The sequence below is a fragment of the Pseudovibrio sp. Ad5 genome, assembly GCF_001623095.1.
Taxonomy (GTDB): Bacteria; Pseudomonadota; Alphaproteobacteria; order Rhizobiales; family Stappiaceae; genus Pseudovibrio.
Map to the genome: position 1 here is coordinate 279,726 of NZ_LMCH01000064.1, position 22,905 is coordinate 302,630.

Sequence of the window (22,905 nt, forward strand, 5' to 3'; positions counted from 1 at the left end):
AGACTTTGTAGTGCTGAGATAATCTAAGCCCGTCTACGCAGGTTCCTCAGTAGTTTCATTAAGTTCGCCAAACAGGTCGAGTTCCAGTCGCAGGTTGTTGGGATCCTGACTGGAGCTGCCCACAACCACTTCATAGACGATGCGCTCAACCACCATCTGGTTGCGCTCACTATCAAATATCGCAAGCTCCTCAATCGGGATGGAGACAGTCACCTGTCTGCTTTCACCAGCTGGAATACGAAGACGCTGGAAGCTCTTCAGCTCCTGTTTAGCGCGTTCTACTGCGGACCCTTTAGGAGCAATATAAACTTGCGAAACTTCTTCCGCCTCAACCTGCCCGATATTGGCGATGGAAAACTGAACCTCAATGCTACCAGTAAGGAGCTCATCAGGAGGTGTAACAACAAGTTCCGAATAATGGAATTGAGAGTAGCTCAGACCAAACCCGAAAGGATACGCCGGTGTGACATCATCTTTGTCCAGTTTCCTGTATCCATGCCAAAGGTCATAGATCACTTTACGCGCATTGCGATCAAAGTCAGGCAGGTCACTTTCTCGTCGTGGGATGACAAACGGCAGCTTGCCACTGGGGGAGACTTCGCCGGATAGAATTCGGGCAAGTGCAGTTCCACCTTCCATCCCTGGATACCAATGCAGCAAGATGGCAGCAGGTTTATCCTGCCATTCATTCATCAAAATAGTGCCGCCACCCATAACAACCACGACACAGTTGGAATTTGCGGCACAGACTTGCTTAATCAATTCAATATCGTGCGGAGGCAGACGAAGGCTCTGCCTGTCGCCGGAACCATAACCGTCTTCAGCTCCTCCGGACTCCTGAGATTTGCCTGCAGAACCTCCACCACCAAATGCGCGTAAAAATTGAGAGGCAATCTTCGCTTCTTCACGGTTCCGAGGTTGAGGAAGAACCTCATGAAAGCGTGCTGCCAGATCAGCGGAGACCCATTCACCTTCACGGCTGTGGTCATTCCCGACCACCAGCACAACGGCATCCGCTCGTTTTGCGATCTGGAGGGCGCGATTGATGTTCTGGCCTCTGTCCTGCCAGATGTCGATCTTGTGTTTGTAGTAGGAACGAAGGCCTGCGAGCGGCGTGGTTATATGTGTCGGCTGTGTATCACTCGTTCCTTTGTCGCCTGTATTAGCCACACTCGCCAAACGCCCAATAACACCAATACTTTGAATGTCCTTAAGAGGTAGAAATCCACCTTCGTTCTTCAGGAGCACAGTCGACTTCTCAGCGGCCTCCTGCGCAACAGATCTAAATTCAGCGCAGCCAACGCGGGTCTTCTCGTAATGGCCTTTCCGCAGCACTCGGAGCTGTTGCAAAATAAGCCTGTAACAGGCGTCATCCAATGCTGCCTCGGAGATCTCTCCATCATCAATCAGTTCCGACAGGTGCTGGTGAAAGTGCAGTTGGAACGGCATCTCCAGATCCATGCCGGCAAGAGCAGCCTCCCTCGCATTGCGTATGCCGAACAGGAAGTCACTCAGCACAAACCCCTTAAACCCCCAATCTGTTTTCAGCAGTTGACTGAGAAGCTCTTTGTTGTGTCCGCAAAGCTCGCCATTGATGGAGCTGTAGGACGTCATGACAGCCGCTGCACCAGCCTCAACCGCCTTCCTGAAGTGAGGAAGATACACCTCATAGAGTGCTCGCTGTCCCACTGTAACATTGAGGGAAAGCTTGGAGTGTTCCATGGATGCCAGAGCAAAGTTCTTGATGCATGCCATGCCATGTTGTTGAACACCGCGAACGAGAGCTGATCCCATTGCGCCGATCAGGAAGCTGTCTTCACCATAAGATTCCTGTGCTCGTCCCCATGCCGGATGGCGCATCAGGTTAAGTGGCACACCCCCAAACAACGTGCCACCAAAGGCGCGCATCTCATATCCAATGATTGCGCCAATCCGTTCTTCCAGTTCAGGGTCAAAGGTTGCCGCTCTTGCAATCACTGTAGGAAACGTTGTGGCACCCTTCAGCACGATCCCGCGTGAGCCTTCTGTATAATGAACACCCGGCAAGTGATGCTCTGGCAACGCCCCCGCTGCCCACGGACCGGATTGAGAGCCGCTCTTCATCATGTCTCGAACGCCCGGCCAGAAGGCCTGATCACCGTCTCGCATGGCCAGTTTGTCATCACGGCTCAACCGCGAAACAATCGCATTGGCGATCTGCTCATCACTCAGGTTTTGCGTGGAGGAAGGTTGAACAGTCATCTCAGGTGGAGGGACGGAAGAGGCTGCTGCAGTGCCATCTTCGTGCGCTTCGGTACTTTCGACAGTCATGGAACAGAGAACTCCGCGAATGCACCCCAATTTGGATCAGCGCATAGATACGCAGGCAGCTGGCAACGGGGGAGTGATTGGCAAATCAAACAGGATATCGCTTTAAAAATATCCGTTTGATTGCAGTCCTGAAAACCTACTGATTATCAGCAGGCATCTTTCAAGGAGTCGTAGGGCAGAGAAGTGACAACAAAAAATGCCGAGGCATTTCTGCCCCGGCACTAAGAATTCATCATGTTGACTGGGACTAGCCTTTGTAGCCCACACCACCAGCTTCGGTCTGCAGGAAGGCTGCACCACAAGCTTTGGAAAGTTCACGCACACGCAGAATATAGCTCTGCCGCTCGGTTACGGAAATGACACCGCGCGCATCAAGCAGGTTGAACACGTGGGAGCATTTAAGCGCTTGGTCATAAGCAGGCATAACAACCTTCTGCAGGCCATCGCCAGCTTTCTCCATCGCTTCTGCGCTTGCTGCCAGCAGACGCTTACACTCGCGCTCATGGTCCGCAAAATGGCGGAACAGCATTTCAGTGTCGGAATGCTCGAAGTTATGACGGGAATATTCCTGCTCGGCCTGCAGGAACACATCGCCATACGTGACCTTCTCGTCGCCTTCAAGGCCGTTGAAGTTCAGGTCGTAAACATTGTCGACACCCTGAACATACATGGCAATGCGCTCAAGACCATAAGTCAACTCACCAGCAACTGGCTTACATTCAAAACCAGCTACTTGTTGGAAGTATGTGAACTGAGAAACTTCCATGCCGTCACACCAGCATTCCCAACCAAGGCCCCATGCGCCAAGTGTCGGGTTCTCCCAGTCATCCTCAACGAAGCGAATGTCATGGATTTCTGTATCAATGCCGATTGCACGCAAGGAAGCCAGATACAGCTCCTGAAGGTTCGCAGGAGAAGGCTTCAGCATAACCTGAAACTGATAGTAGTGCTGCAAGCGCATTGGATTTTCGCCATAGCGACCATCGGTAGGACGGCGAGATGGCTGCACATACGCCACTTTCCATGGACGAGGTCCAAGCGAACGCAGTGTTGTTGATGGATGGGAAGTGCCTGCGCCGACTTCCATGTCATATGGCTGCACAATAACGCAGCCCTGATCGGCCCAGAATCTCTGGAGAGTCATGAGGAGACCCTGAAAGGACTTGGTTGGCTGCATATGTGCCGGAACGGCTTCACTAGACATGGGAGTGTTTCCTGAAAATCCAAAATGTACTGCACCGAAACGGCGCAAAATCCAAGTTGAGGCACAGGTGCCACGTCAAACAGGGAAGGTCAAGCATTCCTGAAAAATCAAAGATATTTTGTGAAAAAGACGGGGAGTAAGGCGGATTACTCTTCTCATGCTCATTTCCGGAAACGCAGCTGTGTTTCGGCGCAGGCCCATACCCCACAATATCAAGGATATTGAGCCCGGGAAAAAGCTTATTTAGTGGCAGGGTCATTGTAGTCTGCATAAAAGCTGGAGAGCGTACCGATGGTGATGTCCCGCCTGCCTGTTCTGAGTGATCGTCAAGGATTTGACCGCCGCTGGTATGCGCCAAGTCTGAAACGCGTCTACGCCCCTGCCTCAGCTGCAGAAGTAACAGCCGCTTGGAGAGAGGTGATTGCGTCAGGAGCAAAGGCAGGCGAACTGCAAATTACCTGTGGTCGCCACTGCTATGAGAACTTCGTCTACAATGCGGGCACAAAATACATCATCGATCTGACCGGGCTACGCGGTGTGGGCAGTGATCCAAACTACGGGTATTACATCGATGTCGGCTTTGGAAACTGGGATATGTATCGCATGTTCAACAACATGTTTGATACCACATTGCCAGCGGGCAGCTGCTATTCAGTTGGACTAGGCGGGCACATCACTGGCGGTGGGTATGGTCTCTTTTCCCGCGCATTTGGATTGACCGTTGATTACCTGTCTGCAGTGGACGTGGTGATCATGCCTCAAGGGGCTCCAACGCCTGAACTCTATGAGAAAGTTTCTCCTGTGAACCACCCGGATCTGTTCTGGGCGATCTGTGGCGGTGGTGGAGGAAACTTCGGCATTATCACCCGCTACTATTTCCAGGACACTCCGAAAGCACCGCAATATCTTTACACCACCGCGTTTTCATTTGATTGGCAGGATGAAAATGGAAACCTGCTCATCACAGAACCTGTCCTCAAGCAACTATTGGACAACTTCACCCAGTTCTCACAGGAAGGGCAGGACGGAGACAAATCCAAGTGGCCCAGCTTTGGCATATTCCATGCGAACCATCTTGCTGCTGGGAAAATGGTTTTCGCATCCTATTATTTTGATGCCCCATCACTCGGGGTTCAAGGACAGGAGTATGAGGCCTATTTGAATGACAGGATCAAAGACCAGAAGAAAACACTGGGCGAGATAACAAGACTATCAACCGAGCCGGGGCCCATAAACGGGCATCCATGGCACGGCACTGCAAAGGCTATCAGTCCTGTGAGTGCAACGGCCCAGCTTCGCCGTTTCACGTTTCTGGAAGGCGTTCAAAACACAAATGGTTCCGGTCCAAATCAGTTTGGAAAATACAAATCAGCTTACATGAAGAAAGGCTTCACTGACGACATGGTCGCCGCGCTTCATGAGCATCTGCAGAAGGTCCCGGATGGAGTGTCATTGAGCGATATGAGCCAGAGCCTGTGCCAGATTGACAGTTACGGCTGTGCAATAAATCAGGTCTCCAGCACAGCAACGCCAATCGCACAACGCAGCTCAATCATGAAACTGCAATACCAAACCTATTGGGACAATGACGCGGCAATTGGACAGGATAACAAGCAGCTTGAGGAAGCCCATGTTGGCTGGATCAACGAAATGTATGCTGATGTTTACGCCAAGTATGGCGGTTTTCCTGATCCACGAAACGATCCAGACGACATTGTTGACGGTTGTTACTTCAACTATCCAGATTCATGTTTGGGAGTAAATGGGGAGAACTCACCCGGCATAGATCATGCCATGTATCTCTATTTTCTGGAAAATTACGATACAGGTCCGGCAGATCGAAACCTGCGGGCAATAAAATCAAACTGGAATCCGCAAAACTGGTTTGCTAGCGCGCAGTCTATTCCTGTTAAATAAGGAATACGTGCAACATTACCACGTCACCAGGCCCGCAGACCAAACGTCATGCGGGCACCTGCCAGTCAAAGACTAGAGCACGGCTCTTAGTAGTTGTTTACAGGGCGGTATTTGCCAGTAGCCGGATCTTCAACCAGACGCGTATATGCTGGGTCAACCGGACGCTTGCGAGCAGTTGCATAGGCAGGCTGTTTCTTGAATGCCATATTGGAAATTTCTTTCTTTACGGCTTTGTAAAGAGCATATCCACCTGCAATCAAAGCAACAGTTCCTAATACCTCAGTCATCTGCATTTTCCTTCCATCACTTATGTGAAGCATTGTTATTTCTGGCAATTTAGGCAATCCTATGGAGATTGCTTAAAGACCAAACTTTGCCCAAAGGCTTTTTTCTTCCAGGGTAGCAAGTGTAGCAGCAGGCAATGTGCCAGCAGCCTCATTCAGACCTCCCTGAAGGTTCGCTCCGGGAATAAAGCGGCTAAGAAAGCGCTTTTTGGTGCCAACAAATTTCACTTTGGTTTCTTTGCCGTACCGTTCATGGATCGTGGAGTGCAGATCGCCCAGACCATCTACGAGGCCCAGATCACGCGCTTTGGCTCCAGTCCAGAACAAGCCGGAAAATAGGTTTTCGTCATCGCTCAGCACGTCACCGCGGCGGCTCTTCACCATGTCGATGAACATCTCATGGATTTCGTGCTGCAATGTTTTGAGGTGCTCAATGTCCTCTTTAACTTCCGGTGAGAACGGGTCCAGTGTGACCTTCTTGTCTCCGCTGGCATAAACACGGCGCTGAACGCCAGTTTTCTCCAGAAGCTCCGTAAAGCCAAACCCGGCAGATACGACACCGATGGATCCAACAATAGAGGACGGGTCAACAATGATGTCATCACCAGCCAGTGCAATCATGTAGCCGCCAGATGCAGCAACATCTTCTACAAAAACAAGAATTTGCTTGTTGTTTTCATCAGCCAGCTGACGAATGCGTTTGAAGATGAGATGAGATTGAACCGGCGAACCGCCAGGTGAGTTGATGGACAAGGCAACAGCCGGAGCTTCTTTAAAGCTGAAAGCTATTTCTAGCGCGTCTTCAACACTGCTCAGGTTCAAACCTGATTTCAATGGAGATGCAGCACCAATAGCACCATGCAAACGGACGACGGGTACGATAGGTCTTACTTTGCCCAATTTGCCCGGAAGGTAGCTGCGCAGCTTGTTCAACAACTCTAAATTCTCCTTTGCGTCGATAACTTGTATGTCGTTGGGGTAACCAACTTCATCCAATATAGGCAGCAATCATCAGGAGAGAAGAGCTTTTGCCAAAAGAAATGGCAATTTACGCAATAAAACGCAACAGTGTGATCCTCATAACAAATCTACACCTTGAGAACTCAGAGAGCCTCATCAAAATAGTGGGGATTACTCGGTTGTTTCAAGCTCGGCACGAATCTGGAGCATGTCTCGCCAGGCATATCTTTTCTCAGCAGGACTGCGCAGAAGATAAGCAGGGTGATAAGTCGCGATCGCCTTGCGCTGAGTACCCTCGCCGCCATAGCTCAGCCATTTCCCACGCAGCTTGCGAATACCGTCACGGGCACCGCTGAGCGTCTTGGCAGAGGCCGCCCCGAGGAAAACAACAATCTCCGGATCAACCAGCTCAATCTGCCGCTGAATGAACGGACGGCAAATTTCCGTTTCATGCGGAGTAGGGGTACGGTTTCCCGGTGGACGCCATGGAACCACGTTGGCAATGTAAACCATTGACCGGTCAAGTCCGGCAGCTTTCAACATCCGGTCCAGCAGATGACCCGAACGCCCCACGAATGGCACGCCCTGAATGTCCTCTTCGCGTCCTGGAGCTTCCCCAACAAACATGATGCGTGCTTTGGAACTTCCATCCCCAAACACAAGGTTCTTTGCTGTCAGTCGCAGATTACAGCCCTCAAACACTGCAAGGATTTTCCGAAGCTCATCAAGTGACTGCGCCGAACCTGCGGCGGTTCTGGCCGAACCAACTGTTTCGGCATTCGGAATAACAGCATTCGCGTCTGTCACCGCAGTTGGTGTAGACGTCGTAATAGCTGCTTCCTTGGCAGCGCGCTGCCGTTCCAGAATCTTCTTCGCTTCCTGCTTGGCATCTGCGGAGACGCCATTCTCGCGCAGGTTACGGGCCATTTCAGCAGGTGAAACACTGAGGTTTTTGGACTGTGACGGTGCTGGCTCTGGTGCGCTGAACGAGCTGACTGGAGCGATGTTCTGCTGCGGAGCAGGGCGGGTCTGCACCTGCTTTTCCATCTGGCTCTGAGTTTGCGCAAAGCGGTCCACTGGAGCATCTTCCAACGCACAGTCGACGCCGACGGCGCTTAAAAACTCCAGATAAGCCTCCAGCTCGGCGGCATTTGCGACAGGAACTTCAGACATAGCCATTTACTAGTTGTGGCACACAGGTCGGCACAGGCGAAAGGGAATAACTCTTTTGCAATGCACCATGGATGGGCGGCAGCCCAGTCCGCCCTATATTCATTATGAAAGCGCAACTGTCCAATAGAAAAACGAGAATGGGCTAACTCAATGGGGAACAGTGTAAAGTGGTTCACGTTAACTTGGGGAAATTACAATAATTCCTTAAGGTGTAGATAGATTTTTTGATGGGGTACCTGACGGAATGCACCTTAAAACGCATTGCGCTATAGTATCCGCTCAATTACACAGAGACTAAATAAAGTTTTGACACTTGAGGTGCTGGAAAATAATGCGCTGCCACATCATTTGACGCGAAATGAAGTGGATAAAGTGTAGAGGGAGAATACTATGTCTGAAGGGGAAACTCTGGCAGAGCGCGAATCCATGGAATTCGACGTTGTGATTGTAGGCGGTGGTCCTGCAGGTCTATCAGCGGCAATCCGGATTAAGCAGCAGGCTGCGGAGAAGGGAGAGGAAGTCTCCGTCGTCGTGCTCGAAAAGGGCTCTGAAGTTGGCGCTCATATTCTGTCTGGTGCCGTGATTGATCCAATTGGCATTGATCGCCTGATCCCTGACTGGCGTGAAGACGAGAGTGCTCCGATCAAGACACCTGTCACAGCAGACCATTTCAATCTGCTTGGCCCTGCGGGTTCCCTTCGTCTGCCAAACTTCCTGATGCCGAAGCTCATGAACAACCACGGCAATTACATTGTGTCTCTGGGCAATGTCTGTCGCTGGCTTGCAGAAAGAGCAGAAGCGCTCGGCGTGGAAATCTATCCAGGCTTCGCAGCAGCTGAAGTGCTTTATGACGATTCCGGCAAGGTGATCGGCGTTGCAACGGGTGATATGGGCGTTGCGCGTGATGGATCTCACAAAGACGGCTACATGCGCGGCATGGCGCTGCTCGGCAAGTACACGTTGATCGCCGAAGGTGTCCGTGGCTCGCTTGCAAAGACGCTGGTAGACAAGTTTGACCTTGACCGCGACAGTGATCATCCGAAATTCGGTATTGGTATCAAAGAGCTGTGGGAAGTGGACCCATCCAAGCATAAACCGGGTCTGGTTCAGCACTCCATGGGTTGGCCGCTGGACGGTAAAACCCAGGGCGGGTCTTTCCTCTACCATCTGGAAGACAATCAGGTTGCTGTTGGGTTCGTAGTAAACCTCAATTACCAGAACCCGTATATCTCTCCGTTTGATGAGTTCCAGCGTTTCAAAACCCATGCGGGTGTGAAGGACGTGTTTGAAGGCGGTAAGCGCATTTCGTACGGTGCTCGTGCTATCTCCGAAGGGGGATATCAGTCCGTACCGAAGCTGTCTTTCCCAGGTGGTCTTCTCATCGGGTGTTCCGCTGGCTTCGTTAACGTGCCGCGTATCAAAGGCTCTCACAACGCTGTTCTCTCCGGTATTCTGGCTGCGGATATGGTCGTTGAATCGCTGGGTCGTGGTGAAGCACACGAAGAGTTGGACCAGTTCGACGGCGCATGGCGCAATTCCGAAATCGGCAAGGATCTCTGGAAGGTACGCAATGTAAAACCATTGCAGACCAAGTTCGGCAGCTTGCTGGGCATGGTCTTCGGTGGCCTCGACATGTGGACCAATGAGCTGATGGGCTTCTCTTTCTTCGGCACCATGAAGCACGGCAAAACCGATGCTGCGAGCCTGAAGCCAGCGAAGGATTGCAAGAAGATCAATTACCCGAAACCAGACGGGAAGATCTCTTTCGACAAACTGTCCTCTGTCTTCCTCTCCAACACCAACCACGAGGAAGACCAGCCGATCCATCTGAAGCTGCGCGACGAGACTTTGCAGAAGCTTTCCGAGCACGATGTCTACGCTGGTCCGTCGAACCGTTATTGTCCCGCTGGTGTGTATGAGTGGGTGGAAGAAAACGGCGAACCACCACGCTTTCAGATCAACGCTCAAAACTGCGTTCACTGTAAGACCTGTGACATCAAAGACCCGAACGGCAACATCACCTGGACCGTTCCGGAAGGCACAGGCGGACCGAACTATCCAAACATGTAAGGTGTTGGATAAAATCAGAACAAGAAAAAGGCCCGGTCATCAGATCGGGCCATTTTTAATGGTGAATAGGTAGAAGAAAATCCTATCTTGATGATTAGCATTAAGCTCGTAAGAGAGACTAAGATGGATATTTCTTGATAAGAAGTGCCTTTTCTTTTGTCGCTGATGTGAGAATGCCTAGAGCAAAGCAGAGAAATTATGAATTACATTGTTCTCTATGTAGTGAGCATTTTAATGGTTATATTCTTTTATTTTATGTGCTCATTTGGTGCGAATATTCAGAATATTTCTAAAAAGAAAGAAGAAGATAATAAGTTATATAATTTTCTTCAGTTTTTTACGGATAAGATTTGCTGCCATTTGAATATTAAGAATACTGCCACCAATAAAGCTGCAGTTAATCTCGCAATATGCGCAGCAATAATCTTGTTTGGTCGGTTTTTTATCGCAAACGTTGGTCCTCTAGTGAGCAGCTGACTTAGTAGAGGCCAAACGCTCTAACGTCTAGTCGATCTCAATATCGAGCCCAAGATCCAAAATAGGAGCTGAGTGCGTGATCCAGCCGGACGAGATGATATCAACGCCAGCTTCCGCAATCGCCTGAATGGTCGAAAGTGTAATCGTACCAGACGCTTCCAGTACGGCTTGACCCTTGTTGATCTCAACCGCCTGTGCCAGAAGCTCAGGCCCCATATTGTCCAGCATTACCACATCAGGCTTGGCTGTGAGTGCTTCCTTCAGTTGGTCGAGTGTATCCACTTCAACCTCAATGCGCACAAGGTGGCCGGCAAACGCGCGGGCACTCTCAATGGCGGGGACAACCCCACCGGCAACGGCGATGTGGTTGTCCTTAATTAGGATCGCATCATCCAGACCAAACCGGTGGTTCATACCGCCGCCACAGCGCACCGCATACTTCTCGAAACTACGCAGTCCCGGAGTGGTTTTTCGGGTGCAAACCACTTTTGCGTTGGTATGTGAAATTTTGCGTTGAAATGCGTTCGTAGCGCTCGCAATGCCCGAAAGATGGCTCAAAAAGTTCAGGGCCACACGCTCCGCCTCCAGCAGTGCACGAGCGGGACCGTGAATGCGGGCGATAATGGTACCCGGCTCCAACTTATCCCCGTCCTGCGCCAGCACGGTAACATCGAGAGTAGGATCAACCTGACGAAATGCGGAAAGAGCCAGATCAATGCCAGCCAGCACGCCATCCTTACGAGCCGCAATCACACCCGTTGCAACAGCATCAGCCGGAATGGTCGCCTGCGAGGTGATGTCACCCGCGCGGCCAAAGTCCTCAAGCAAAGCAGCTTTGACGGCATCATCGACCATGATCAACGAAAGCTCGGGCAATGAAGACGGACGGCTCATAGCATGTCTTCCTCTTCAACAGCCTGCTGGCCAACATCGCTGGCAGCAGCCTCGCTCGCCAGCTTCTCAATTTGTGCAAGCTTCACAAAGGAGCGCTTGGCAACCTCCGCCTTCTGCGGGAAGTCAGAACGGAAATGACCGCCTCGGCTTTCTTCGCGAAGCAGAGCAGACCCTGTAATCAGCTTGGCTGCAATCACCATGTTGAGAATGGAGTCGCGGCGGCACAGCGTCTCAGCGTTCTGCAACCGTGCAAGGGTCCTTGTCAGCCCTTCTGCATCACGAACCACACCAACATGGCGGGACATGGCAGAACGAACCATGGAAACGACTGCACGTTCCTGCGGATTGCGTGTGGAGGCCTGATCATCAACATCATCGATTTCAGCCCAATGATGCACCCGGTGATGCGGCATGAGGGCCTGAATGTCTTCTGCAATGTGACCTGCAAACACAACAGCTTCAAGCAAAGAGTTGGATGCCAGACGGTTGGCACCATGGGCGCCCGTCGCCGCAACTTCACCAGCTGCCCAAAGGTTGTCGACAGAGGTACGACCAGAGGCATCGGTCAGCACACCACCCATGTGGTAATGTGCTGCCGGAGCAACAGGGATCAAACCATTGATCGGATCAATACCAGCCTTCTCGCAGGCTGCATAAACGCGGGTAAAGTGCTCAGGGAAGCTTGCACCAATGGCCTCTCGGCAATCAAGGAAAGCACCACGGCCAGCCGCAAGTTCTGTATGGATCGCGCGCGCAACAATATCACGAGGGGCCAGCTCAAGATCAGGATGGATGCCATCCATAAAGCGATGACCGTCATTATTGATGAGGATCGCACCATCACCGCGGATTGCTTCACTTGCAAGCGGGGCAGGGTCCTGCTCAACATTGAGAGCTGTTGGGTGGAACTGAACAAACTCGGCATCAGAAACCAGCGCACCTGCACGGGCAGCCATCGCAAGGCCATGTCCGTTTGCTTCACCTGGATTGGTGGTTGTTGAGTAAAGATGCCCAACACCACCGGAGGCCAACACAACAGCTTTTGCAGGAATGGTAATGCGCTGCGTCCCACCACGGCGACGCGCAGTAATGCCGGTGACATACCGGCCTTCTGCGATCAGTTGACAACCAATGTATCCTTCGATGATGCGGATAGACGGTGTCTTGTAGGCCGCATCAACAAGCGCCTGCATAATGGCTTCACCAGCCATGTCACCACGCACACGCACAACACGGTGGCTGGAGTGGGCAGCCTCGCGGGAAAGAGCCAGCTTGCCAGCAAGGTCTTTGTCAAAGGGCACGCCATAACCCAGTAGATCGTGAATGCGGTCAGACGCTTCACGGGTCATGCCTTCAACAATGGCTTCTTCGCAAATGCCGTCACCTGCTGTCAGCGTATCCTTCGTATGGGCAGAGTGGTGATCACCCTCGGCCACAGCAGCAGCAATGCCACCTTGTGCCCATGCAGAAGAGGTGCCACCGCCAATGGGCGCGTTGGTCACAATGGTCACTGGCCGCGGCGCAAGCTTGAGCGCGCAAAACAGGCCAGCAAGGCCACCACCTAAGATAACAACATCATCCACGCCGTTCAGAGCAACAGCAGGGGCGAGAGAAGAACCGAACTGAGACATTTCAGAGATTATTCCAGACTATGGGGACCTGATCTAAAAGGCCCGCTGCCGTTAAAGGCAGCAGGGTGCACTGAAGACTTTTCAATATGCCAGCTACACGAAAGCCTCTAGTTCTTCAAGTTGATCATGCGTTCTACGGAGGCACGAGCGCGATCCGCCACACTTTCATCAACAATCACTTCACCAGACATATCGAGCAAACAGTCTAGAATTTTGGTGAGGGTGATGCGCTTCATGTGTGGGCACAGGTTGCAGGGGCGAATGTAGTTGACGCCAGGTGTAGAGGAGGCAACATTGTCTGCCATGGAGCACTCGGTGATCATCATCACCTTCTCAGGGCTGTTGTCCTTCACCCAGTCAATCATATGAGATGTTGAACCAGCAAAGTCAGCTTCTGCAACAACTTCCGGCGGGCACTCAGGGTGCGCAATGATCTTCACATCAGGGTCAATGGCACGGTAGTCGCGCAGCTCTTCCGCCGTAAAGCGCTCATGCACTTCGCATGAGCCGGCATAGGTCAACACATCAACATCAGTCTGGTTGTTCACGTTGGCTGCAAGGTACTGATCAGGGATCAGCAGCACCTTGTCAGTGCCCATGGCTTCAACAACCTGAACCGCGTTGGAAGAGGTGCAGCAAATATCGCACTCAGCCTTCACATCAGCGGAGGTGTTTACATATGTGATGATCGGAACGCCCGGATTGGCTTCACGCAGCTTTCGTACATCTGCACCTGTGATGGATTCTGCAAGGGAGCAACCTGCATCCATATCCGGGATCAAAACGGTCTTTTCCGGAGACAGGATCTTGGAAGTCTCAGCCATGAAGTGCACACCGCACTGAACGATAACCTGAGATTCAGTCTTCGCAGCTTCTTTCGCCAGCTGCAGGCTGTCGCCAACAATATCAGCCACACCGTGGAAGATATCCGGGGTCATATAATTGTGCGCCAGAATAACGGCGTCGCGCTCTTTCTTCACCTTGTTGATCGCAAAAATCAACGGAGCAAGAGCAGCCCATTCAATCGCAGGAATGAAGTCCTTTACCTTCTCATAGGCCTCTGCTGTCGCTTCTGCGACCTCGGGCGTGTAGGCAAGGTCTGGACGCTCCAAAGGGGCATACTGTTTTTGTGCTGGTGCGCCAGCTTGAACAGCAGCACCCTCAATGCCGGCAGTAATGTCATTGACAGCAAGGCTGTCTGCTTCAGCGAATGTAGTCGTGGCGGACATGCGCTATCCCTTATTCTGCCGGCCTGAAACCGGATTATACTCAATGTGAGTATAAGGGGTCTATAAAAAAACACGGCCATAATGCCGATGCCAACCCTTATGCTCATTTTGAGTTTTTATAGACCTCTTCCCTCGCGTCGACAACCTATTCTTTTGCCGGATGCATATGATTGCTGCGTTTAAGCTCGATTTAGCCTTACTGAGTAATCACTTAATTTCCTAAATTTGCAGGGTACAAATGAGAAAAGCCCGACATTTCCGCTTAATCAGAGGAAACGTCGGGCTCACATTACTTGAGAGCAGAAAAGGGCTCTTACTTGGCTGGGACGTAGCTGGATGGGTTACCATTAGCGCCCTGATTGACCATGTAGTACTGGTTCTCACCGCTGTCGAACACGAGGAAACCATCCTGATCAGCAGGCTTGGTCTGTGTGCCCCATGGAGATTGAATGATCACTTCAGCAGCTGGGGCATAACCGATGGCAGACATGCGCACCATCTCAACCGGAACGGTCTTCAGCGCGCCAGTCAGGCCAGCGTCTTTTGCGTTAAACAGCGCAAGAACTTCCGGAGCCATATCCAAACGCTTTACAAGGCGGGTGTTTTTGGCAGCGACTTCTTCCAGACCAACCATCTCGTATTTGGAGGTGAACGTCTCTTTGCCAATCACGTAAAAATCAGGGCCGGTCTTGCTCATCTGCAACGCAACCACAGAACCAACGTTCTTGGCGATGTAAGCATCATCGTAGCTGGTGGAATCTACAGAACCCAACGGGTCACGGATCGCTTCTGGCAGGTCTGCCAGTGTGTCGCCAGTAATCTTCCAGCCGAGGATTGGGCGGTCCTTGATGTAAAGCTCTTTGGCAGGTGCATGCTTTTCAACGCGTGCAGTCAGCTCAGCTTGGCTCTGCACATCGTCCTGCGCAGAAGCTGCCAAAGGTGCGCTTACAGCAAAGGCAAGCAGGCCTGCAGCGAGTGTTTTTCCGAAAGAAAATGAGTAGGTCATGGTCGGCCCCTAAATGTTGACGGGGGAATTAGGTCAGGACCCAAATCAAAGTCAAGCGACTCCGCCAGTTTCGCTAGCATTTTGAAATATATTAGTATTCTCACATATGCCTGCATTTGATCAGAGAAAGTTTTCCAGCAAAATGCCTTAGGGATAAAGACTCATTCCAATTGCTGATGGATGACCTAAGTAATTTCAATTATTGCAGAACGGAAAATTAGATTAAACCTGATTATTCCCCGCTGCTCAGCGAAAAACGGACACCATTGGTCCAGCGTCTGGCCGAAACTCTCTGCCGGATGCAGGAAAGGAAATTGCATGTCTCAAGCGACCCAGGTCGAGAACCAATCCTCTGTCCGGCGCGGCCCCAACGTCCCGCTTATAATCATCAGCGGATGTATCATCGGCATTCTCTCGTTTGGACCACGGGCAACCCTTGGATTGTTCCTGACGCCTATGTCCTCAGAGTTTGGCTGGGGCAGGGATGTGTTTGCCTTTGCGCTGGCACTTCAAAACCTCGTTTGGGGTGCTGCACAACCTTTCGCTGGGATGATGGCAGATAAATTCGGCACAGGAAGAACTCTGGTGCTCGGCGCGATCATCTACGCCATCGGCCTCTATCTTATGAGCCTGTCAGACACGCCACTCTTACTACAGGTCTCCGCAGGTGTTTTGATCGGTCTGGGTGTTGCCTTCACATCCTTCTCGCTTGTTTTGGCTGCCTTCGCGCGGTCTGTTCAGCCCCAATACCACGGCATCGCCTTCGGCATGGGCACAGCTGCCAGCTCCTTCGGCCAGTTTCTCTTTGCACCGCTGGGCCTGGGCCTGATCGAAAACTATGGCTGGTCCAGCGCGCTGATCTATATGGCAGCTGTCGTCGCCATCGTACCCCTGTTCGCTTATATCCTGCGTGGCCGTTCCGCAGCTCCAGCTGCTGGCAGCTCTGCCAACCCGCAGGACAGCATGACCCTTTCTCAAACATTGGGTCTGGCTTTCAAAACCAGAGACTACATCCTGCTGGTCTTCGGCTTTTTCGTCTGTGGTTTCCACGTGGCGTTCATCACCGTGCACATGCCGACCTTTATCGTGGATCAGGGTTTTGACGTTTCCGTCGGTGCATGGGCGCTGGCTTTGATCGGCCTGTTCAACATTGTTGGCTCCATGTCCTCCGGTGTGTTGGGGTCACGCGTTCCGAAACAATACTTGCTGTCATTTATCTATATTGCCCGTGCCATCGCCATCACGCTCTACATCACACTGCCAATCTCAGAAATGTCGACACTGATCTTCGCAGCCACCATGGGCATTTTGTGGCTCTCCACCGTTCCGCCAACTTCAGGGCTCGTCGCTGTCATGTTCGGCCCACGTTACATGGGAACGCTGTTCGGCATCGTGTTCTTCTCTCACCAGATAGGATCTTTCCTGGGAGTATATCTGGGCGGTGTGCTTTATGAGCGAAGCGGCAACTACGATGCCATCTGGTGGCTCGGAATCGCGCTCGGCATTTTCGCAGCCATCGTGCACTGGCCAATCCGCGAACAGTCCGCCACCGCAGGGCGTCTGGTCGCCAAGCCTGCGTAAGACGCCTATTAGGTGAACTAGCTAGGTTTGTCAGTGTGTTACACCGGAATATTGCCTAGCGTTATTTTCTTGCCTTATGGCCCTCCTTCTGCCAGCTTTCATGCAACATGAATTGGCGAGAAGGATTGGCCATGAGCGAGTTTGATGCCCTCTGGATTGAAGCAGATGAAAGCGGCCGCAAGCCACTACCTGCCAAGTGGAACAAAGTCAGTGTTGATCAGCTCTCTGCAGGAGACGTGACAGTCAAAGTCACGCACACCACCATCAACTACAAGGATGGGATGGCCCTCGCAGGCGCACCGGGCATCACCCGCAAGTTCCCGATGGTGCCGGGTATCGATGTGGTTGGCGAAGTGCTTACCAGCGAAAGCAACCGCTTCAAACCGGGCGATCAAGTCCTCCTCAACGGCTATGGTGTTGGTGAAGTCCACACCGGTGCCTACGCGCAAGTCGCCCGCTTGAAGTCCGAATGCCTTCTACATCGCCCGGAAGAAATCTCTGCCGCCCGCGCAGCTGCCATTGGCACCGCAGGTTACACAGCCATGCTCTGCGTTATGGCGCTGGAAAAATACGGCCTGACACCGGACCACGGACCAATCGCAGTCTCTGGCGCATCTGGTGGTGTTGGGTCTGTTGCCATCAGCCTGCTGTCCAAACTCGGCTTCGAGACCATCGCCTTCACAGGGCGCACCGAGGAAGCTGACTTCCTCAAGAGCCTCGGTGCAACAGAAGTGCTTGATCGGGCTGAGCTGGTCGAAAAAGGCAAACCGTTCGGCAAGGAACGCTGGGCTGGGGCGGTTGATGTCGCGGGCAGTCATACACTTGCAAACCTGCTGGCACAGACCAACTACGGCGGTGCTGTTGCTGCGTGTGGTCTGGCGCAGGGCATGGACCTGCCAGCATCTGTCATGCCGTTCATTCTGCGCGGTGTAGCTCTGCTCGGCGTGGATTCCGTTATGGCGCCTATGGCCCTGCGTGAGCAGGCTTACCGCCGACTGGTGCAGGATCTCGATCTTGCCAAGCTGGACACTCTGTCTGAGACCATAAAGCTGGCAGATGTTGAAGAACGCGCTGCAAAGCTGCTCAAAGGGCAAGTACGCGGTCGTACCGTCGTGGAAGTCGAGTAACGCTACAACAAGCAGGTTTAGACAAAAAGAAACCCCGCATCAGCCAGTCGCCGGTGCGGGGTTTAAAATTGGAGCGGTCAGGCCACCAAATTCTTCTCACATATGAGGTCGTGGATTAGCTCCAGCCACCTCGGTAGGTCTTGTAGAAGATGTGCTTACCAATGCGCTTCTTACGCTGCATGGTCGGTGCCCAGTTCGGGCGAACATAAGTTGCATGGTAATGAGTGGAGGCATCAACAGCTGGAATGCTGACCTCACCCTTTACAATCTGCTGCGCGATCTTCTTCGCTTTGGCCCAGGGACCAGCCTCAGTCACGCGCTCTGGAATGCCATCACAAGCAAACGAGAACTGGCAGGCGTTCTTCATGCCTTTGTTCTGATAAACCACACCGCACACCGTGTTCGGATAAGCTGGGTTCTTCAGACGGTTGAGAACAACCTGCGCAACAGCAATCTGCCCGTCACGCGGTTCACTGCGTGCTTCAAAATAGATCGCCTCAGCCAGACAGCGCATTTCCTTCTTGGATTTTCTCACAGAGCTCGGCAACTGGCGCATGTACCACCAGTGCGGATTGGTCTCTGAAGTAGAGGCCAGCTCTTTGTCTGAAAGAGTTGGCTTGCCGGAAGGCGTAATCGAAACTTTAGGCTTGCTCAACAGCGCATCAAACGGTGCTTTGTTGGTTTGCGGTGTGGCTGGAGCATAAGCAGTTGCCAAAGCAATTTCGTTTTGCTTGGCGATGGAAAGGGTCGCTGGCTTAACTGTCTTCTGCGCAATTTGTTTGCGAGCTGCCAGTGCTGCACGGCGTGCCGCCTTGCCGAGTGGAGACGTGTCGGCCTGCCCATTGTTGTCGGCAAGACCGGCTAGTGCATCCCCACCATAATGGCCATTGAACGCCATTTGCGGCAGCTGGGAAACAAATCGGTCGGAACTCTTCGGTTTGCCTGCATTTTGAATGAAAGCCACAACACGGCTCGGCAGAGTAGTGACGAGCATGTCACTCTTACCGGTGCGGTTCACCGCATGGCGCTGCGGAGTTTTCTTCTCAGGAGCTACGAAGTACTTTGCAAATTTCTGGCTATCCCGTGCGGAGACAGATTGCATCCATCGCGGCGTTTCCTCGTCGAGGTTCCCGGTCAGTGCCGGAATATCCTGCAACGCTACTGGAGATGCAGCAAAGGTTCCAACTGCAAGCCCTGCAGCTAGAATAGGGTACTTAAAGTACATGAGGACAGCACGGCGTCCTGCATTCTTCTTCATCCCATGGCCCGACATACGCAATCTACTCCAAATCAACGCCCAAAAACTCAGCGTCTCTCACTCCCTGAAAAGGGAACCCCAAACTCTGAGATCGACAGGATGAAGAAGCCCGATAAAACACTCCCGCCCGTCACTTTTCCGGATGAGTGCATTTTTCGCTTTTAACCTTGATATAAAGTTAAGCCCGCCAAAACCCCAGTTATTCTGCCACAGTTCACGCCGCTGACAGCCAGCATATGGTTAATATGCAGGGACGGTACTCACCAAAAAACTAGGGCTATTTCATGTCTGGGTGGATTTTTCAGTTGGCCAAAAATCATAGGAAACAAAAGGCTTCATGCAGAAAATGACACCTGTGATATCTTGGTGTGGCTGTAGGATATCAACACAATCAAAATCTTAACAAGATTAACCATAAGGCTCCCTGCTAAATCCACAACTCCGTTTTTCCTATGAATTTTTGCCGAGAAAAAACTCAAAAAAATTGTAGATAACCTTACGTCACTTAAGGCTAAAATGTGAATCAGAGCAAGCTAACGCGCAATCCCGGGGCCGGGCGCTCTTTCAAAATGTCTCTTCTGAACCGATAAAGGGCTGCAGGACGCCCGCCCGTCGCGGTTGAAGTTCTGCCCGTCTGCTCAACCAGCTGTCCCGTTTCCACCAGACGGCGGAAGTTCTGTTTGTGAATATGCCGGCCAGAAATCGCCTCTACCGTCTGCTGCAGATCGGTCAGGGTAAACTCAGGTGGCATCAATTCGAAGACAACGGGTCGATACTTCAGTTTTGCCCGCAACCGGGAAAGTGCCGTTGCCAGAATACGGCGGTGATCATGGGCAAGGCCCTCGCCAAGGTCTGGCAAGGTGCTGCGTTCCAGTGCAGTTGGCTGTTTATCGCGCAAGGCCTCACGCATAAGACCGGAGCCATAAAGCAACTCGTAACGGTCCAAAACGCGTTCCTCATCCCATTTCAGAGAGCCCACACCAAAGGCGAGCTGATAACGATCTCTCCGGCTCAGCTCATGGTAGGTCTTGGCATCATCGTCCGGGGCCTTGCTGAAGGTCTCCATGCTGGGATGAATAATCTCTTCCAGCATCTTCGGCTGACCGCCACGCCAGTCTTCCCAGGGAAAAAAGTCATACCAGGGACGCCAGCGAGCACCTTGTCTGGCAAGCAGCCGCTCAGATTCTGGTGTCTGGCGTGTCAATGCCAGATAGCCGACAGAAACCATATGCGGTTCACCAACCCGCGCCAGAGAATACCTGTCGCGGTCACCAAAGGTGTAAAGCTGTTCCACATGGCCAATATGAAGGGCAGTCTGTTCTTCAACAAACGCACGCAAACCCAGCTCAAAGGTGCGGTGTACGCGTGGGTCAAACGGGCCGGAGGGCAGGCCAGACAACTCGTCAGGCACTTTTTGCGGCACAGTCAAAACAAAGGGCACTTTGTCTTTTACGGAAACAATGACAGCACTCAGACCAATGCCAAGCTGGACAGGCTCCATGTCAGCACCGCGTTGGGCTGCATTTCCTGTTTCCACTGCATTGCTCATCAATGTTTGCTCCGTATCCGTCATGCCAGTTCAACAAGTGCGGCAGGATCAAGCGAGAACAGGTTGCCCTCAAAAGTCTCTGCACCACGACCAAGCTCGATGATTGATTGTATCATGCGCCCATTTCGCTGCAAAAGAGTGTCTGCCAAAGAGATAAGCAGCGGATTGGGTGTGGCTACAGGAGAAACCTGGCGCAAATGTTGGGCCAGCGCACGTTCATCTGTATCCGGCATAATCGCACAGGCAATGATGTAGGCAGCAGCTGTAGACCGGCTGACACCGGCCCAGCAATGCACCAGTAAAGAGCCGTTCCATGCAGCATCACGGGAAAAATCCAGCAGTTGCTCTACATGCGTCGCATTGGGGGCAAGCAGACCTTCACGTGCTTCAGTAATGTCGTTGAACTCCAGCACCAGATGGTGAGCAGGCTTTGTCTCAGAAGGCAAGATCACCTCTGTTCCCGGAGAAACGAGAGAGAGCACATGGCTCGGCCTTGCTGAGGTCAACGTGTCTTCCAGCTTGGAAAGTGGACAGACATGCAGCATCAGCGGCCTCCAACTTTCTTGCGAGCGTCATCAAGCTCAGCAAACCGGGCCAGAAAGACCTCTTGCGCATCCTTGGTTGGCAGCGGCTCAATGCTTGCTGCCAAGGTGTCCAGTTGCTCCGCAGTAACCTTTGCAGGCTTTCCGAAAATCTTGTCAGCTTCTTCCTTGCTAAAGCCCGCCAGATGGATTGCTTCCAGATAGGCGCTGATAATGTCAGCCTTCTTGGCAAGCTTGGCAATGCTGACTGGCAAGTCGGGGGGCAGGTTGAACGCCCTGTGAATGGCATGGTGCAGCCGCTCTTCAACAGCCTTGTAGGTGCCACCCATCACGTTCTTGAAAGGGGAGATCATATCCCCGATCACATACTCAGGCGCGTCATGCAGCAAGACTGCCATACGCCATTGAATATCAAGATCAGGCTTGAGCATCAGCGCAATCTCTTCCACCACCACACAGTGCTGGGCAACAGAGAACGCATGATCGCCAATTGTCTGCCCATTCCACCGTGCAACACGCGCAAGGCCGTGCGCTATATCAGAGAGTTCCACATCCAACGGAGACGGATCAAGAAGATTAAGTCTTCTGCCAGAAAGCATCCGCTGCCAGGCACGGGGGGAAGATGAGGAAAGCTCTGCACACATTAGTCAATCAAGCCAGTCGTCAAGGTTAAGGTGGTGTCTACAGTGTATTTCCGAAAAGTGGAAACCGGTTTTCGGATAAAGATACGCAAAACAAAGGCTAAAGCAGTTCATATGTTCCAGCTTAAATGCGAACCGCTTTAGCTGTTTCTCTTAATCAGATGAAGGCCAGTTGAAACTTGCCCATTCTTGAATGGAAGGGGTGAGGGGAACACCATCACATGTCAGCGACACACCTGCATCCATCGCAGTTTTCACACGGTCCAGTCGCAGCAATGCCAATCCGTTGTCGCCTTGGGAGGATCCCAATGTACCAACGCTCTTCTCTCCAGCCAGAACATCACTACCGGCGGCAGGCAGTGCACTGTCTGCGGAAACTTTGATGATACGTTTGCGGGCTGTTCCACGGTGCTTCATGCGGGAAACAACCTCTTGCCCGATAAAGCAACCTTTGGAGAAAGCCACACCATTGAGACTGTCCATATCTGTATCATGCGGAAACACGTCTGCCAGCTGAAAGTCCAACCCACTCTGCGGAATGCCAAGTTTGATACGATGCGCATGATAGTCAGCTTCTGAGGCAGTCTCTGCAACTTCGCCGGAGGAAACATAACGAACGCCCATATCAACATGGCGAGGATCGCGCGGTTTATCCGCTGGCAAATCATCTCCCCAGTCTGCGATCACAAGCATGGTCTCATCAGCAGGCTCCACAGTCACCTTGGCGCGAAGCTTGTAAAAACCAAGACGCTTGGCAAACGCATCAAGTTCATCAGCGCTCACATCAATCAGGAAACCGCCTGTGCTCTCATCTGCAAACACAATGAAGTCCCAGAGGATTTTCCCCTGAGGCGTAAGAAGAGCACCAAATGCGCTGGATGTTGCATTAATCTCGCTGGTGTCACAGCTGACGAGATTTTGCAGAAACTCCTTGGCATCTTCGCCAAAAACCTTCACGAGCCGACGCGAAGTGAGAATGGTACGTTGTGATGCCATGGGTCCGTCCTTCCAATGAATAAAACAACAAGAGTGTTTCATAACCCATCAGCTAT

18 protein-coding genes are annotated in these 22,905 nt (G+C 52.1%); 4 read left to right on the top strand and 14 right to left on the bottom strand.

The window, feature by feature from the left end:
- Positions 1–33 precede the first annotated feature (33 nt).
- Together PsAD5_RS22675 and PsAD5_RS22680 are read right to left on the bottom strand one after the other, a co-directional pair.
- Positions 34–2,310 carry a beta-glucosidase gene (locus tag PsAD5_RS22675; RefSeq protein ID WP_063293765.1) on the bottom strand — a complete coding sequence of 759 codons (2,277 nt, stop codon included), beginning with the start codon at positions 2,308–2,310 and terminating at the stop codon, positions 34–36.
- Between the two features lie 247 nt (positions 2,311–2,557).
- The gene (locus tag PsAD5_RS22680; protein ID WP_057464861.1) at positions 2,558–3,514 is read right to left on the bottom strand and encodes a glycine--tRNA ligase subunit alpha; all 957 of its coding nucleotides are present in this window, start codon (positions 3,512–3,514) and stop codon (positions 2,558–2,560) included.
- A gap of 291 nt (positions 3,515–3,805) precedes the next feature.
- On the opposite strand from PsAD5_RS22680, the gene PsAD5_RS22685 reads away from it, so the two are divergent.
- Entirely contained in the window at positions 3,806–5,431 is a 1,626-nt protein-coding gene (locus PsAD5_RS22685; RefSeq protein ID WP_063293766.1) for an FAD-binding protein, read from the top strand.
- Positions 5,432–5,517: 86 nt separating this feature from the next.
- Here PsAD5_RS22685 and PsAD5_RS22690 read toward each other — a convergent pair whose 3' ends face one another.
- The 3 genes from PsAD5_RS22690 to PsAD5_RS22700 form a co-directional block, all read right to left on the bottom strand.
- A complete protein-coding gene (locus tag PsAD5_RS22690; RefSeq protein ID WP_208988762.1) occupies positions 5,518–5,718 on the bottom strand; it encodes a hypothetical protein in 201 nt (66 codons plus the stop codon).
- Between the two features lie 72 nt (positions 5,719–5,790).
- Positions 5,791–6,651: a S49 family peptidase gene (locus tag PsAD5_RS22695; RefSeq protein WP_063293850.1), complete on the bottom strand. Its 861-nt coding sequence runs from the start codon at positions 6,649–6,651 to the stop codon at positions 5,791–5,793.
- Between the two features lie 195 nt (positions 6,652–6,846).
- Complete coding sequence (locus tag PsAD5_RS22700; RefSeq protein ID WP_208988763.1) at positions 6,847–7,848, bottom strand: uracil-DNA glycosylase; 1,002 nt, start codon at positions 7,846–7,848, stop codon at positions 6,847–6,849.
- Positions 7,849–8,238: 390 nt separating this feature from the next.
- Here PsAD5_RS22700 and PsAD5_RS22705 point away from each other — a divergent pair, with 390 nt between their 5' ends.
- Positions 8,239–9,918 (top strand): electron transfer flavoprotein-ubiquinone oxidoreductase, encoded by a 1,680-nt coding sequence (locus PsAD5_RS22705; protein WP_063293769.1) that lies wholly within the window; start codon positions 8,239–8,241, stop codon positions 9,916–9,918.
- A 504-nt stretch (positions 9,919–10,422) separates the two neighbouring features.
- Here the strand turns inward: PsAD5_RS22705 and nadC are convergent.
- The 4 genes from nadC to PsAD5_RS22730 form a co-directional block, all read right to left on the bottom strand.
- On the bottom strand, positions 10,423–11,289 hold the full coding sequence (nadC, locus tag PsAD5_RS22715) for a carboxylating nicotinate-nucleotide diphosphorylase (RefSeq protein WP_063287252.1): 867 nt from the start codon (positions 11,287–11,289) through the stop codon (positions 10,423–10,425).
- Positions 11,286–12,920, bottom strand: a complete 1,635-nt coding sequence (locus PsAD5_RS22720) for an L-aspartate oxidase (RefSeq protein ID WP_063293771.1) — start codon at positions 12,918–12,920, stop codon at positions 11,286–11,288. The genes nadC and PsAD5_RS22720 overlap by 4 nt, the downstream gene beginning before the upstream one ends.
- A gap of 107 nt (positions 12,921–13,027) precedes the next feature.
- Positions 13,028–14,149: a quinolinate synthase NadA gene (nadA, locus tag PsAD5_RS22725; protein WP_063293772.1), complete on the bottom strand. Its 1,122-nt coding sequence runs from the start codon at positions 14,147–14,149 to the stop codon at positions 13,028–13,030.
- A gap of 313 nt (positions 14,150–14,462) precedes the next feature.
- A complete protein-coding gene (locus tag PsAD5_RS22730; protein WP_063293773.1) occupies positions 14,463–15,155 on the bottom strand; it encodes a hypothetical protein in 693 nt (230 codons plus the stop codon).
- 318 nt (positions 15,156–15,473) lie between these two features.
- On the opposite strand from PsAD5_RS22730, the gene PsAD5_RS22735 reads away from it, so the two are divergent.
- Both PsAD5_RS22735 and acuI read left to right on the top strand, forming a co-directional pair.
- Positions 15,474–16,736, top strand: coding sequence for an MFS transporter (locus PsAD5_RS22735; protein ID WP_063293774.1), 1,263 nt, complete (start codon positions 15,474–15,476; stop codon positions 16,734–16,736).
- 107 nt (positions 16,737–16,843) lie between these two features.
- Positions 16,844–17,863, top strand: a complete 1,020-nt coding sequence (gene acuI, locus PsAD5_RS22740) for an acrylyl-CoA reductase (NADPH) (RefSeq protein ID WP_063293775.1) — start codon at positions 16,844–16,846, stop codon at positions 17,861–17,863.
- Between the two features lie 115 nt (positions 17,864–17,978).
- On the opposite strand, the gene PsAD5_RS22745 is transcribed toward acuI, so the two are convergent.
- The 5 genes from PsAD5_RS22745 to ygfZ all read right to left on the bottom strand — a co-directional run bounded on the left by PsAD5_RS22745 (position 17,979) and on the right by ygfZ (position 22,849).
- A complete protein-coding gene (locus PsAD5_RS22745) occupies positions 17,979–19,136 on the bottom strand; it encodes a cell wall hydrolase (protein ID WP_063293776.1) in 1,158 nt (385 codons plus the stop codon).
- 508 nt (positions 19,137–19,644) lie between these two features.
- On the bottom strand, positions 19,645–20,670 hold the full coding sequence (locus PsAD5_RS22750) for an NUDIX hydrolase (protein WP_084406030.1): 1,026 nt from the start codon (positions 20,668–20,670) through the stop codon (positions 19,645–19,647).
- Between the two features lie 20 nt (positions 20,671–20,690).
- The gene (locus PsAD5_RS22755; RefSeq protein WP_063293777.1) at positions 20,691–21,215 is read right to left on the bottom strand and encodes a tyrosine phosphatase family protein; all 525 of its coding nucleotides are present in this window, start codon (positions 21,213–21,215) and stop codon (positions 20,691–20,693) included.
- On the bottom strand, positions 21,215–21,856 hold the full coding sequence (locus tag PsAD5_RS22760) for a YfbR-like 5'-deoxynucleotidase (RefSeq protein ID WP_063293778.1): 642 nt from the start codon (positions 21,854–21,856) through the stop codon (positions 21,215–21,217). Before PsAD5_RS22760 ends, PsAD5_RS22755 begins: the two co-directional genes overlap by 1 nt.
- Before the next feature lie 150 nt (positions 21,857–22,006).
- A complete protein-coding gene (ygfZ, locus tag PsAD5_RS22765) occupies positions 22,007–22,849 on the bottom strand; it encodes a CAF17-like 4Fe-4S cluster assembly/insertion protein YgfZ (RefSeq protein WP_063293779.1) in 843 nt (280 codons plus the stop codon).
- Positions 22,850–22,905: the final 56 nt, after the last annotated feature.

Excerpts from the sequence above, each read along its gene's own strand:
- PsAD5_RS22675 (WP_063293765.1), bottom strand. The coding sequence starts at position 2,310 with ATGACTGTCGAAAGTACCGAAGCGCACGAAGATGGCACTGCAGCAGCC.
- PsAD5_RS22680 (WP_057464861.1), bottom strand. The coding sequence starts at position 3,514 with ATGTCTAGTGAAGCCGTTCCGGCACATATGCAGCCAACCAAGTCCTTT.
- PsAD5_RS22685 (WP_063293766.1), top strand. The coding sequence starts at position 3,806 with ATGGTGATGTCCCGCCTGCCTGTTCTGAGTGATCGTCAAGGATTTGAC.
- PsAD5_RS22690 (WP_208988762.1), bottom strand. The coding sequence starts at position 5,718 with ATGACTGAGGTATTAGGAACTGTTGCTTTGATTGCAGGTGGATATGCT.
- PsAD5_RS22700 (WP_208988763.1), bottom strand. The coding sequence starts at position 7,848 with ATGTCTGAAGTTCCTGTCGCAAATGCCGCCGAGCTGGAGGCTTATCTG.
- PsAD5_RS22705 (WP_063293769.1), top strand. The coding sequence starts at position 8,239 with ATGTCTGAAGGGGAAACTCTGGCAGAGCGCGAATCCATGGAATTCGAC.
- nadC (WP_063287252.1), bottom strand. The coding sequence starts at position 11,289 with ATGAGCCGTCCGTCTTCATTGCCCGAGCTTTCGTTGATCATGGTCGAT.
- PsAD5_RS22720 (WP_063293771.1), bottom strand. The coding sequence starts at position 12,920 with ATGTCTCAGTTCGGTTCTTCTCTCGCCCCTGCTGTTGCTCTGAACGGC.
- nadA (WP_063293772.1), bottom strand. The coding sequence starts at position 14,149 with ATGTCCGCCACGACTACATTCGCTGAAGCAGACAGCCTTGCTGTCAAT.
- PsAD5_RS22730 (WP_063293773.1), bottom strand. The coding sequence starts at position 15,155 with ATGACCTACTCATTTTCTTTCGGAAAAACACTCGCTGCAGGCCTGCTT.
- PsAD5_RS22735 (WP_063293774.1), top strand. The coding sequence starts at position 15,474 with ATGTCTCAAGCGACCCAGGTCGAGAACCAATCCTCTGTCCGGCGCGGC.
- acuI (WP_063293775.1), top strand. The coding sequence starts at position 16,844 with ATGAATTGGCGAGAAGGATTGGCCATGAGCGAGTTTGATGCCCTCTGG.
- PsAD5_RS22745 (WP_063293776.1), bottom strand. The coding sequence starts at position 19,136 with ATGTCGGGCCATGGGATGAAGAAGAATGCAGGACGCCGTGCTGTCCTC.
- PsAD5_RS22750 (WP_084406030.1), bottom strand. The coding sequence starts at position 20,670 with ATGAGCAATGCAGTGGAAACAGGAAATGCAGCCCAACGCGGTGCTGAC.
- PsAD5_RS22755 (WP_063293777.1), bottom strand. The coding sequence starts at position 21,215 with ATGCTGCATGTCTGTCCACTTTCCAAGCTGGAAGACACGTTGACCTCA.
- PsAD5_RS22760 (WP_063293778.1), bottom strand. The coding sequence starts at position 21,856 with ATGTGTGCAGAGCTTTCCTCATCTTCCCCCCGTGCCTGGCAGCGGATG.
- ygfZ (WP_063293779.1), bottom strand. The coding sequence starts at position 22,849 with ATGGCATCACAACGTACCATTCTCACTTCGCGTCGGCTCGTGAAGGTT.